At 66.1% G+C, this 11,637-nt stretch carries 11 protein-coding genes; 8 read left to right on the top strand and 3 right to left on the bottom strand.

The genetic code is table 11. The annotated features are described in order from the left end of the window. Nucleotides 1–86: 86 nt before the first annotated feature. The 3 genes from H977_RS0100785 (at nucleotide 87) to H977_RS0100795 (ending at nucleotide 3,054) form a co-directional block, all read left to right on the top strand. On the top strand, nucleotides 87–569 hold the full coding sequence (locus tag H977_RS0100785; protein ID WP_029106073.1) for a hypothetical protein: 483 nt from the start codon (nucleotides 87–89) through the stop codon (nucleotides 567–569). Between the two features lie 62 nt (nucleotides 570–631). Then, nucleotides 632–1,627 (top strand): AurF N-oxygenase family protein, encoded by a 996-nt coding sequence (locus H977_RS0100790; RefSeq protein ID WP_029106074.1) that lies wholly within the window; start codon nucleotides 632–634, stop codon nucleotides 1,625–1,627. Then, entirely contained in the window at nucleotides 1,627–3,054 is a 1,428-nt protein-coding gene (locus H977_RS0100795) for an FAD-dependent oxidoreductase (RefSeq protein WP_029106075.1), read from the top strand. Before H977_RS0100790 ends, H977_RS0100795 begins: the two co-directional genes overlap by 1 nt. Here H977_RS0100795 and H977_RS0100800 read toward each other — a convergent pair. After that, the gene (locus H977_RS0100800) at nucleotides 3,051–3,764 is read right to left on the bottom strand and encodes a TetR/AcrR family transcriptional regulator (protein WP_029106076.1); all 714 of its coding nucleotides are present in this window, start codon (nucleotides 3,762–3,764) and stop codon (nucleotides 3,051–3,053) included. The two genes, H977_RS0100795 and H977_RS0100800, sit on opposite strands and share 4 nt — an antisense overlap. 113 nt (nucleotides 3,765–3,877) lie before the next feature. On the opposite strand from H977_RS0100800, the gene H977_RS0100805 reads away from it, so the two are divergent. The 4 genes from H977_RS0100805 (at nucleotide 3,878) to cysC (ending at nucleotide 8,906) form a co-directional block, all read left to right on the top strand. Next, nucleotides 3,878–5,251, top strand: coding sequence for a sulfatase family protein (locus tag H977_RS0100805; protein ID WP_029106077.1), 1,374 nt, complete (start codon nucleotides 3,878–3,880; stop codon nucleotides 5,249–5,251). Between the two features lie 78 nt (nucleotides 5,252–5,329). After that, nucleotides 5,330–6,133: a trehalose 2-sulfotransferase gene (stf0, locus tag H977_RS0100810; RefSeq protein WP_029106078.1), complete on the top strand. Its 804-nt coding sequence runs from the start codon at nucleotides 5,330–5,332 to the stop codon at nucleotides 6,131–6,133. Beyond that, nucleotides 6,130–7,047: a sulfate adenylyltransferase subunit CysD gene (cysD, locus tag H977_RS0100815; RefSeq protein WP_029106079.1), complete on the top strand. Its 918-nt coding sequence runs from the start codon at nucleotides 6,130–6,132 to the stop codon at nucleotides 7,045–7,047. Before stf0 ends, cysD begins: the two co-directional genes overlap by 4 nt. After that, nucleotides 7,047–8,906, top strand: coding sequence for an adenylyl-sulfate kinase (gene cysC, locus H977_RS0100820; RefSeq protein ID WP_029106080.1), 1,860 nt, complete (start codon nucleotides 7,047–7,049; stop codon nucleotides 8,904–8,906). The genes cysD and cysC overlap by 1 nt, the downstream gene beginning before the upstream one ends. On the opposite strand, the gene H977_RS0100825 is transcribed toward cysC, so the two are convergent. Continuing rightward, nucleotides 8,903–9,745 carry an alpha/beta fold hydrolase gene (locus H977_RS0100825; protein WP_029106081.1) on the bottom strand — a complete coding sequence of 281 codons (843 nt, stop codon included), beginning with the start codon at nucleotides 9,743–9,745 and terminating at the stop codon, nucleotides 8,903–8,905. The genes cysC and H977_RS0100825 overlap by 4 nt on opposite strands. Nucleotides 9,746–9,853: 108 nt before the next feature. Further along, the gene (locus tag H977_RS0100830; protein WP_029106082.1) at nucleotides 9,854–10,618 is read right to left on the bottom strand and encodes a trans-aconitate 2-methyltransferase; all 765 of its coding nucleotides are present in this window, start codon (nucleotides 10,616–10,618) and stop codon (nucleotides 9,854–9,856) included. A gap of 120 nt (nucleotides 10,619–10,738) precedes the next feature. Between H977_RS0100830 and H977_RS0100835 the strand changes: the two genes are divergently transcribed. Beyond that, nucleotides 10,739–11,617, top strand: coding sequence for an amidohydrolase family protein (locus H977_RS0100835; protein ID WP_029106083.1), 879 nt, complete (start codon nucleotides 10,739–10,741; stop codon nucleotides 11,615–11,617). The last annotated feature ends 20 nt before the right edge of the window (nucleotides 11,618–11,637 follow it).

Below are 11,637 nucleotides of genomic sequence, written 5' to 3' on the forward strand. Positions count from 1 at the left end.
CGTTCAGCCATCGGGCCCCGATTTTCACCAGCTCATCTCTACCAGCTCCAACTGATTTGCCATGTTTGCGCGCTACCGTCGGAGACATGGCACTGATCCTGCGAAAGCTCATGCACATCGGGGCACTGCCGGAAGGTTTACGAACGGAAGCCGAGGCCGAAGGCATCCTGTTTCTCGCCGAATACGTCCCGCTGACCAGGCGCTTCACCGGAACGATCCCGGGCAAGAGATCGGCGGGCAGCGTCGCCAGCTACGCCGGTGCACTGGTCTTGACCAACTACCGCGCGCTGGCCACCATGTCCACCCTGCCCAAGCTTGCCGGGCGCAGCATCGACCAGCCGTGGTCGGCGCCGCAGGTCGGGGCGGTGCACGCCGAGTTGAGTGCCGACGGGCTCACCCTGCAGGCCGATGTGGCCGAGATCGATCCGCGCTGCCACGGCCAGTTGTCGCTGCACTACAAGACCTCGATCCCGGACGAGGTCCTGACCAAGTTGCCCCGCCGTTCGCTGGCCTTCGATGTGGGGCCCGAATTCGTATTTCGCGTGGTCGGGGTGCCCTACCACCCCTAGTCCGTCCTCAGTTCGCAAAGACCGCTATTTACCGGGACGCGAAGTCTCGGTAAATTGTCGCCATGGCTTCCACCTCGCCTCAGACCGCACCGTTGGATGCGGATTACCAGAATCTGTTGCAGACACTGTCCGAGGGTTCCGTCCGTCGTCGCTTCGACCCTTACCTGGACATCGCGTGGGATTCCCCCGAATTGGCCATCGACCTCGACGATCCACGCTGGGTGCTGTCACCGAACGTCGATCCGCTCGGCGCCACCGCGTGGTACCAGAACCAGCCGCTGGCCCGGCAGATCGAGATCGGTCGCTGGCGCACGCTCAACTCGATCAAGGTGGGCGCGGCCTTCGAGAGCATCCTCATCCGCGGGTTGATGGCGTTCATCATGAAGCTGCCCAACGGCTCGCCCGAGTTCCGCTACGCATTGCACGAGATGACCGAGGAATGCAATCACATCCAGATGTTCCAGGAGCTGGTGAATCGCAGCGGCCTGGACGTTCCCGGCATGCGGCCGCTGTTCCGCCGGTTGTCGCCCTACATCGGACTGGTGGGCCAATACTCGCCGACGGCGTTCATGGCAGGCATCCTGGCCGGCGAGGAGCCGATCGATCATTTCCAGAAGGGGTTGATCCGCGAGGGCGCCGATATTCCGCCCGCGGTGCTGCGGACCATGCAAATCCACATCGCCGAAGAGGCACGCCACATCTCCTGGGCGCACGAATTCCTCAAAACCCATCTGCCGGAACGGTCGTGGCGGATGAAGGCGTTCGCGTGCGTCGCATTCCCGCTGACGTTGCGCTGGCTGGCGCACGAGATCGTGGCTCCCCCGAAGTCGTTCGGCGAGGAATTCGGGATTCCGCGCGAGGTGATCAAGGACGCGTTCTGGCGCAGCCCGCACTCACGCAAGATCCTGTCCGGCTACTTCGGTGAAATGCGTGCCCTCAGCGAAGAACTGGGGTTGATGAACCGGGTCGGCCGCTGGGTGTGGCAACGCTGCGGAATCGACGGCGAGGCGGCCCGCTACCGCGGTGTGCCGGACCGCGAAGCGGTTGCCCTCGCCTGATGCCCCACGTCATCACGCAGTCCTGCTGCAGCGACGCATCGTGCGTGTACGCCTGCCCGGTGAACTGCATCCACCCCACACCCGACGAACCCGACTTCCACACCGCACAGATGCTGTACGTCGACCCTGTCGAATGCGTCGATTGCGGTGCGTGCGTGACGGCATGCCCGGTGGACGCCATCAAACCGCACACCAGGCTGACCGGCGCCGAAGATGTGTTCACCAAGCTCAACGCGGATTTCTACGCCACACCACGGCCGAGGCCGATTCTCGCGCCGGTGGTGCCGCCGCTGCAGGTACGCACCGGCGAGCTCCACGTCGCGATCGTCGGGTCGGGCCCGGCCGCGATGTATGCCGCCGAGGAGGTGCTGACCATTCCCGGTGCCCGGGTCCGGGTCTACGAACGCCTCACCCGCCCATACGGTTTGGCCCGGTTCGGGGTGGCTCCCGATCACCGGCGGACGCGCGGGGTGGCACGTCAGTTCGACGACATCGCCGCTGACCCCCGCCTGGAGATGCGCCTCGGCGTCGAGGTCGGCAGCCAGGTCACCCATGACGATCTGCTCGCCGAGCAGCACGCCGTCATCTACGCGGTGGGTGCCTCGGCGGACCGCCGCCTCGACATCGGCGGCATCGATCTGCCCGGCGTCACGTCGGCCACCGAGTTCGTCGCCTGGTACAACAATCATCCCGACCACGCGGATCGGTCCTTCGACCTGTCTCATCGCCGCGCCGTCGTGATCGGCAACGGCAACGTCGCGCTCGACGTCGCACGCATCCTCACCATCGACCCGGACCTCCTCGCCGACACAGAGATCGCCCCGCATGCGCTGAACGCCCTGCGCGACAGCGCGATCGAAGAGGTGGTCGTGGTCGGCCGGCGCGGGATCGAGCAGTCCGCGTTCACGGTTCCCGAACTGGTCGGGCTGTGCTCGACACCGGGTATCGAGGTCGTCGTCCGTGACGAGGACCTCAGGATGCTGCCTGCCGCCGATCCCAGGGCGGCGATCCTGCGCGCCAGGCCACGCGGGGTGAGCAATCGCCGGATCGTGCTCGAGTACCTGCTGTCGCCGACCGCGGTCCTGGGCCAAACCGCGGCCACCGGTGTGGAATTCGTCCACAACGAGTTGGTCGCCGCACCGGACGGTTCGACGCGGGTGAAATCGACGGGACGCGAACGGATCATCGAGGCGGGCCTGGTGCTGACGTCGATCGGCTACCGGGGCCGGCCGGTCGCAGGGTTGCCGTTCGACGACGCCACGGCGACGGTGCCGCATCAGGCGGGTCGCGTGCCCGGGGTCCGCGGCGCATATGTCACCGGCTGGATCAAACGCGGACCGACCGGTTTCATCGGGACCAACAAGTCCTGTGCCCAGGAGACAGTGCGTAGCCTGGTCGCCGATTACAACACCGGACTGCTGGCCTAACGGTTGGTCAGCGCGGCGATCACCGAGGTCAACTCGTCGTCGCGGTTGATGTCCAACCCGCTCGCGCGGGCCGCACCGTCCAGGACATACCAGCCGAAATCGGCCAGGTGCGTGATGATCTCCTCGCGTGACTGGTCCGGCGCGGCACCGCGAATCCACGCCGACAGCGTGGCCTCCACCATCGTCACGACCGCGAACGGAACCGTCTTGAAGGCGCTGTCATCCACCCCGATGGTCTGCGCGATCGCGGCGATGATGTCCTCGGACTGCCTGGTCATGCGCAGCTTGAGCTCACTGACCGCATCCAGCGAGCCATCGCCGTCGAACGTCGGTCCGCGCCGGACGAACTCGTCGAGGCGCGGGTGATCGAGCATCCAGTCCGCCACCGCCGCCACGGTGCGGGTCAGGATGTCGCGCAACGAACCGTTCGTGACGTCGAGTTTCGTGTCCAGAAGCGCCGCGAAGTCGTCGAACACATAGGACCGGACGCGTCGCTCAAGTTCCTCTTTGCCGGCGAACTGGCGGTACACCACAGACTTCGCCACCCCGGCGCGTTCCGCGATCCGCGCCATGGAGATTTCGGCGCCGGGTGGGTTTTCCTCGACCAGCGCGACCGCGGCCCGCATGATCTGGGCCCGTCGCTCGGCATTGTGCTGCTCCCAGCGGGCCTCATAGCCGCTGACCGCAGCGGGATCGGCGGCGGTCGGCATGGCCCCACCCTACCGAGGACGATGCGTCGGATAAGCGGCTCTCGATGAGCCGAACGGTTGCGGGAGCAGTGCTCGGGCTGTTCGGTCGTAGGGTGTGGAGGGAAAGGAGTGACGTGAGCGAGCCACAACGGCAGAACCTGCTGATCGTCCACTGGCATGATCTGGGGCGCTATCTCGGTGCGTACGGCCACCCCGACGTGGCCAGTCCGCACCTCGACCAGCTCGCCGCCGAGGGGATCCTGTTCACCCGCGCACACGCCACCGCACCGCTGTGCTCACCGTCGCGAGGTTCACTGTTCACCGGGCGCTACCCGCAGAGCAACGGCCTGGTGGGTTTGACCCACCATGGCTGGGAGTACCGGGCCGGCGTGCGCACACTGCCTCACATCCTTGCCGAGAATGGTTGGCACACAGCGCTGTTCGGAATGCAGCACGAGACGTCATATCCGGCCAACCTGGGTTACGACGAGTTCGACGTGTCCAATTCGTTCTGCGAGTACGTCGTCGAGGAGGCCACCGCGTGGCTTGCCGATGCTCCGCGTCAACCGTTCCTGCTGACCGCCGGGTTCTTCGAGACGCACCGGCCCTATCCCCGTGACCGGTACGAACCGGCCGACTCGGCATCCGTCGAGGTTCCCGACTATCTGCCCGACACCGGAGAAGTGCGTGAGGACCTCGCCGACTTCTACGGGTCGATCGCCGTAGCCGACGCGAAAGTCGGTGAACTGCTCGGCGCCCTGGCCGCCGCCGGACTCGACGAGAACACCTGGGTCGTGTTCATGACCGATCATGGTCCGGCGCTGCCGCGGGCCAAGTCGACGCTGTACGACGCGGGCACGGGCATCGCGTTGATCGTGCGGCCGCCGCGGGGCCCGGCCGGTGCGGCCCCGCACCTCTACGACGAGTTGTTCAGCGGGGTCGATCTGCTGCCCACGCTCCTGGAACTGCTCGGGGTCGGCATCCCGGACGACGTCGAGGGTTTGTCGCACGCCAGCAACCTCACGGCAGGCACAACGGAAACGGCCGAGATCCGGTCGGAGGTCTACACCACGAAGACCTATCACGATTCTTTCGACCCGATTCGCGCCGTCCGCACAAAGGAATACAGCTATATCGAGAATTATGCGGCGCGGCCATTGTTGGACCTGCCGTGGGATATCGCCGACAGCCCACCCGGACGTGTACTGGGCGACAAGGTACTGAGCCCGCGGCCCGGCCGCGAACTGTACGACCTCGTCGCGGACCCGACCGAACGCCACAACCTGCTCGGACCCGACGCCACCGACAAGGCCGAGGCGATCGCCGACGATCTCGCGCTGTTGCTGAACGACTGGCGCCAGAAGACTCTCGACGTCATACCGTCGGAATTCGCCGGAACCCGCATTTCGGAGCGTTTCACGCAGACATATCTGAGTATCCACGCGCGCGCGGTCACCAGCAGATCCGCCATCGCGGCCGAGCGCGGCATCATTGATACCAGCCAATAGTTTTCTTCTCGGTGAGCTGAAACTCTTGACGCTTCTTTGAATAGGCGCCGCAAATCAATGATGGTTAGAGTCTCGCCCATGTCAGATCATCCGACCGCCTACCTGGTGCTCGCTTCCCAGCGCAGCGGCAGCACCTTGCTGGTGGAATCACTGCGCGCCACCGGCATGGCCGGTGAGCCACAGGAGTTCTTCCAGTACCTGCCGAGCACCAGCATGTCGCCGCAGCCCCTGGAATGGTTCGCCGGCGTCGAAGACGAGTCGATCCTGCGTCTGCTCGATCCGCTGGTCGAGGGCAAGCCGGACCTGGCGCCCTCAGAGATCTGGCGCGACTACATCCGCACGGTCGGCCGCACCCCCAACGGGGTGTGGGGCGGCAAGCTCATGTGGAACCAGACCCCATTGCTGCTGGATCGCGCCGAGGGCCTGCCCGAGCGCTCCGGACCCGGACTGCTCGCCGCGATCCGAGACGTCATCGGCAGCGATCCGGTGCTGATCCACGTCTACCGTCCTGACGTTGTGTCACAGGCGGTTTCGTTCTGGCGAGCGGTACAGACCAGGGTCTGGCGGGGCCGCGCCGATCCGGTGCGCGACGCACGTGCCGAGTACCACGCCGGCGCGATCGCCCATGTGATCAAGCTGCTGCAGGCCCAGGAGGAGGGTTGGCGCGCCTGGTTCGCCGAGGAGAACATCACCCCCATCGACGTTTCGTATCCCTACCTGTGGCGCAACCTCACCACCGTGGTGGCCACCGTGCTCGAAGCGCTCGGTCTTGACCCGCGGCTGGCTCCGCAGCCGGTGCTGGAACGCCAGGCCGACCAGCGGTCCGACGAGTGGGTGGATCGCTACCGCAAGGACGCCGAGAAGGAGGGGTTGCCGGTATGACGAGCACCGATGACCTATTGCATGTCGACGAACTACGGCTGTTGGAAGCCGAGGCGGTGCACATCATCCGCGAGGTGGTCGCCGAACTACAGCGCCCGGTGCTGCTGTTCTCCGCAGGCAAGGACTCGATCGTCCTGCTGCGCCTGGCCGAGAAGGCGTTCCGCCCTTCACCGTTGCCGTTCCCGGTGCTACACGTGGACACCGGGCACAACTTCCCGGAAGTCATCGAGTTCCGGGACCGACGCACCACCGGGGTCGGGCACAAGCTCCTCGTCGGCTCGGTGCAGGAGACCATCGACAGCGGGAGGGTGGCCGATCCGGGCCCGGGTGCCTCACGTAACCGCCAACAGACCCGCACCCTGCTCGACGCACTTGAGGCCGGTGGATTCGACGCGGCGTTCGGCGGCGCCCGCCGTGACGAAGAGCGATCACGCGCCAAGGAACGCATCCTGAGTTTCCGTGACGAGTTCGGTCAGTGGGATCCGCGGGCCCAGCGCCCCGAACCGTGGTCGCTGTACAACGGCCGGATCCGCAAGGGTGAGCAGGTGCGGGTGTTCCCGCTGTCGAACTGGACCGAGCTCGACATCTGGCGCTACATCGAGCTGGAAAACCTTGAGCTGCCGTCGATCTACTTCGCCCACGAACGCGAGGTCTTCGAACGCGACGGCATCCTGCTCGCGGTGTCGGAGTACGCACAGCCCGGTATCGGGGAGACCGCGAACGTCGAGTGGGTGCGCTACCGCACCGTCGGCGACCTCACCATCACCGGAGCCGTGCGCTCGGAAGCCACCACCATCGACCGCGTGATCACCGAGATCTCGGCGGCCACCGTCTCAGAACGCGGCGAGACCCGTGCCGACGACCGGACTTCGGTTGCGGCGATGGAAGACCGGAAGCGCGAGGGGTATTTCTGATGAGCACTCGTCAGCTGCTACGCATCACCACCGCCGGTTCGGTCGATGACGGCAAGAGCACCCTGATCGGCCGCCTGCTGCACGACACGGACAGCCTGCCGCTGGACCACCTTGAGGCCGTGACCGATTCGGACGGCGTGGCCGATCTCGCGGCGCTGTCCGACGGGCTGCGGGCCGAACGGGAGCAGGGCATCACCATCGATGTGGCCTACCGGTTCTTCTCCACCGCCACCCGCAGCTACATCCTGGCCGACACTCCCGGGCATGAGCGTTACACCCGCAACATGTTCACCGGCGCCTCCAACGCGCACGTGGCGATCCTGTTGGTCGATGCCCGGGCCGGTGTGCTGCGCCAGACCCGGCGCCACGCCCGCATCGCAAACCTGTTGGGCATCAAACACTTCGTGGCCACCGTCAACAAGATCGATCTGGTCGACTTCGACGCCACCCGGTTCGCCGAGGTCGAGAGTGAGCTGCAGCAGCTTTCCGGCCGGCTCGGCGGGCTCGATCTCACCGTCATCCCGATCGCCGCCAAGCTCGGCGACAACGTGGTGCATCGCTCGCAGAACACCGCCTGGTACACCGGGCCCACCCTGCTCGAGTACCTCGAAGCCATCGACCTGACTGCGCCGCATGCCGATCCGGCGAGCCTGCGGCTGGCTGTGCAGTGGGTGTCCCGGCCGACGTCGGAGCAGCGTCGTCGCTACACCGGCCGCCTGTCGGCGGGCACGCTGCAGGTCGGTGATCCTGTCGTGAGCCTGCCGGCCGGTACTCGCTCGACCGTGACGGCCCTGGACACGCTGGACGACGATCGCACGGTCGGTGTTGCGCCGCTGTCGGTTTCGATCGAGTTGGCCGACGATATCGACGTCGGCCGCGGTGATGTCCTGGTCAGCGGCGCCTCCGAGGCGGTTGCGCCCGTGCTGGCCCGCGAGATCGACGCGACGGTGTGCTGGTTCTTCGACAACCCGCTGCGCGCCGGTGATCGACTGTCCCTCAAGCAGGGCACCCGCACGGTGCGAGCCACGATCCAGGAGTTGCACACCAAGCTCGATCCCGAGACCCTCGACGAGGTCGATTCCCCGGTTGAGCTGGCGCTCAACGACATCGGCTCTGTCACCCTGCGCACCAGCTCCGTGCTGGTGGCCGACGAATACGCCGACAACCGCGACAACGGGGCCTTCATCCTCATCGACGAGGTGTCCAATGACACCGTCGGCGCCGGGATCATCCTGCAGGCACGCGAGCTCAAAGCGAGCGGGCACAACCGGTCCGACATCAAATGGCATCCATCGTCATTGGACCGCGAATACCGCTGGAACAGCACCGGACAACGTGGTGCCACGATCTGGTTCACCGGGCTGCCCGCCTCGGGTAAGTCCACACTGGCGGTGGCCGTCGAGCGGGCCTTGGTCGAATCTGGTCAGGTGGCCTACCTGCTCGACGGGGACAACCTGCGTCACGGCCTGTCCGACGATCTCGGATTCTCAGCCGGTGATCGCACCGAGAACATCCGCCGGGTAGGGCATCTCACCCGACTGCTGGCCGATGCGGGCGTGGTGGCGTTGGCCTCACTGGTGTCACCGCTGAAGTCCGACCGGGACACCGCGCGGGCCCTCAACGACGCCGCGAAGCTGCCGTTCATCGAGGTCCACGTCGCGACCTCGCTGGCCGAGTGCGAGCGCCGGGACCCCAAGGGGCTCTATGCGCGGGCCCGGGCCGGTGAGCTCACAGGTCTCACCGGGGTCGACGCTCCCTACGAGGCGCCGGAGAATCCCGATCTGGTGCTCGATACCACCGGCGCTCCCATCGACGACCTGGTCCGACAGGTGATCGACCTGCTCAACACCCGCCGCTAACCAGTGATTTCGGCGCGTTCAGTAACGGTCAGCGTTACCGGATGCGCCGAAATCGCGTCGATCACACGGTCAGCGTGGGTGAGGTACAGCCCGTGCGCGGCGCCGGGGATCTCGATGAGCTCTGCGTGCGGCAGCAGTGCGGCAGTGCGTCGCCCGGTGAGCTCGATGGGCGTCGACGCGTCGGCGTCGCCGTGGATCAGCAGCACCGGAAGGTCGAGTTCGGCGAGCTCCGCTCGGTAGTCGGCGTGGGAACCCATCCGCTGGGTCGCGAGCAGGGTCTCGACGGGCACGGCAGCGATCTGGTCCACGGTCCAGTCGACCATCTCGGGCGCCACGGTGTGGGGTCCGAAGAACGGCGGCGCGTTGTCGATACACCATTGCCGCACATCGCGTTCCAGCTCGGCGAGCATGGCGTCGAGCATCGCCTCGGGGACACCGTCCGGGTTGTCCGCAGTCTCGACCACCAGCGGCAGTTGGCCCGCCACCAACACCGCGCGGTTCACCCGCGCCGTCCCATGCCGGCTGAGGTAGCGCACGATCTCGCCGCATCCCAGGGAATGCCCCACCAGCGTCACATCGCCGAGATCGAGGTGATCGATCAGCCCGGCCAGGTCGTCGGCCAGCAGATCCACCGTCCACTCACCGTCGTAGGCCCCGGAGTGTCCGTGCCCGCGGCGGTCATAGGCAATGCACCGAAAGCCGTTGTCCACCAGGCGTTGGATCACCTGGTTCCACTGGCCCGAGTTGAGTCCCCACGAGTGGGTGAACACGACGGCCGGTCCGGATCCGGTGTCGGTGTAGTGGATGTCGGTTCCGTCGGAGGTCTTTACCGTGGGCATACCCTCATCGTCACGGAGTGTGGTCGGGAAATCGATTACGTCGTAGGTAATGTTTTCGCCTGACTTGGGCGCATCCAGTAACGGTCAGCGTTACCAGACGCACCCAAATCACAGCACTTGGGCGACCACGAACACGCGACGGAACGGGAAGAACGTGACGCCGTCATCCCGCCTGGGGTAGGCCTCGGCCAACATCGGGATGATGGCCTGCCGGTACCGTTCCCACAGCTCGTCGGTCAGCCTGCCTTTGACCTGAGTCAAGGCTGTTCCGGTGATCCAGTCCAGAACCGGTGTCTCTCCGGATAATTGGTGGATATAGGTGGTTTCCCAGGCATCCACCACACAACCGGCATCGGTCAGCAGTCCGGCGTATTCTGCGGGCGTATCCACCTGGCCCACGTCGCGCCAGGGCATGTCCCGCAGCGGCTCGAGGAACGGCTCACGCCGCGCCAGCTCACGTACCGCGTGATGGGAGGGCGCATCGAAATTGCCCGGCACCTGAAAGGCGATCCAGGCTCCGGCCGGAAGCTGTCCGGCCCAGCGCACCACGAGCTCGCGGTGAGTGGGCACCCACTGCAGAGCGGCGTTGGAGACCACGACGTCGGTGTCGGGTCGCGGTGTCCACTCCTCGATGGCACCGTCGTGTGCCTCAAGCCCGCGGGCGTGGGCGGCGGCCACCATCTCCGGCGAGCTGTCCCAGGCTTCCAGCGTGGCACCGGGCCAGCGCTGCACCAGTGTCTCGGTCAGGTTGCCCGGGCCGCATCCCAAATCGACGACGCGGCGCGGCTCCGTTGCCGCCACCCGGGAGAGCAGGTCGTAGAACGGCCGGCCCCGATGGTCAGCGAAGTTGAGGTAGGTGTCCGGATTCCACATATCCCGATCATGCCCGCATCGGTTTCCACCCCGAGGCTGGGCACAACCGCTCCGGACGACCCAGAGGTAGAAAGAGGCGCGTGACCGGGCGGCAATGCGGGTCGATATGGTCGGCACACGATGGATGAAGCGAACAGAGTCCGCACGATCTGGACCGATCTCGGCCTGCCCGGGATCGTCGATGTGCACACCCACTTCATGCCCAAGAACGTGATGGACAAGGTGTGGCAGTACTTCGACAGCCAGGGCCCGCTGATCGGCCGCGCGTGGCCGATCACCTACCGCGCCGACGAGCAGCAGCGGGTCGCCACCCTGCGGGAGTTCGGCATCAGACGGTTCTCCTCGCTGGTCTACCCACACAAGCCCGACATGGCGGCGTGGCTCAACCAATGGGCGAGAGATTTCGCGAAGGACACCCCTGATTGCCTGGCCACGGCCACGTTCTACCCGGAGCCCGAGGCCACGGGCTACGTCGCCGATGCGATCGCGGCAGGTACCCAGGTGTTCAAGGCCCACATTCAGGTCGGCAACTATGAGCCCAACGATGCCCTGCTCGACGACGTGTGGGGGCTCATCGAGGACGCCGGCGTCCCGGTGGTCATCCACTGTGGGTCCGGCCCGGCCCCCGGCGACTTCACCGGCCCGCAGCCCATCGCCCGGTTGCTGAGCCGCTACCCGCGCTTGGCGCTCATCGTCGCGCACATGGGGATGCCCGAGTACTCGGCATTTCTCGATCTCGCCGAACGCTACGACAACGTCCGGCTGGACACCACGATGGCGTTCACCCCGTTCGTCGAAGAGACGATGCCGTTCCCCAGGACCGACATGAACCGGCTGAAAGCCCTGGGTGAGCGCATCCTGTTCGGCAGCGACTTTCCGAACATCCCCTACGGGTACGCCGAGGCCGTGCACCACCTGATCGATCTGCCGGGGGTCGACGACGCCTGGCGGCGCAATGTTCTGCACGACAACGCCGCGAAGTTGTTCGGACTGAGCTGAGCTGTTGGCTAGCATCGGGA

Origin of the sequence: Mycobacterium sp. URHD0025 (assembly GCF_000426065.1) — a bacterium.
Taxonomy (GTDB): domain Bacteria; phylum Actinomycetota; class Actinomycetes; order Mycobacteriales; family Mycobacteriaceae; genus Mycobacterium.

Excerpts from the sequence above, each read along its gene's own strand:
- H977_RS0100830 (WP_029106082.1), bottom strand. The coding sequence starts at position 10,618 with ATGTGGAATCCGGACACCTACCTCAACTTCGCTGACCATCGGGGCCGG.
- H977_RS0100800 (WP_029106076.1), bottom strand. The coding sequence starts at position 3,764 with ATGCCGACCGCCGCCGATCCCGCTGCGGTCAGCGGCTATGAGGCCCGC.
- H977_RS0100835 (WP_029106083.1), top strand. The coding sequence starts at position 10,739 with ATGGATGAAGCGAACAGAGTCCGCACGATCTGGACCGATCTCGGCCTG.
- H977_RS0100785 (WP_029106073.1), top strand. The coding sequence starts at position 87 with ATGGCACTGATCCTGCGAAAGCTCATGCACATCGGGGCACTGCCGGAA.
- H977_RS0100795 (WP_029106075.1), top strand. The coding sequence starts at position 1,627 with ATGCCCCACGTCATCACGCAGTCCTGCTGCAGCGACGCATCGTGCGTG.
- H977_RS0100825 (WP_029106081.1), bottom strand. The coding sequence starts at position 9,745 with ATGCCCACGGTAAAGACCTCCGACGGAACCGACATCCACTACACCGAC.
- cysC (WP_029106080.1), top strand. The coding sequence starts at position 7,047 with ATGAGCACTCGTCAGCTGCTACGCATCACCACCGCCGGTTCGGTCGAT.
- H977_RS0100790 (WP_029106074.1), top strand. The coding sequence starts at position 632 with ATGGCTTCCACCTCGCCTCAGACCGCACCGTTGGATGCGGATTACCAG.
- cysD (WP_029106079.1), top strand. The coding sequence starts at position 6,130 with ATGACGAGCACCGATGACCTATTGCATGTCGACGAACTACGGCTGTTG.
- stf0 (WP_029106078.1), top strand. The coding sequence starts at position 5,330 with ATGTCAGATCATCCGACCGCCTACCTGGTGCTCGCTTCCCAGCGCAGC.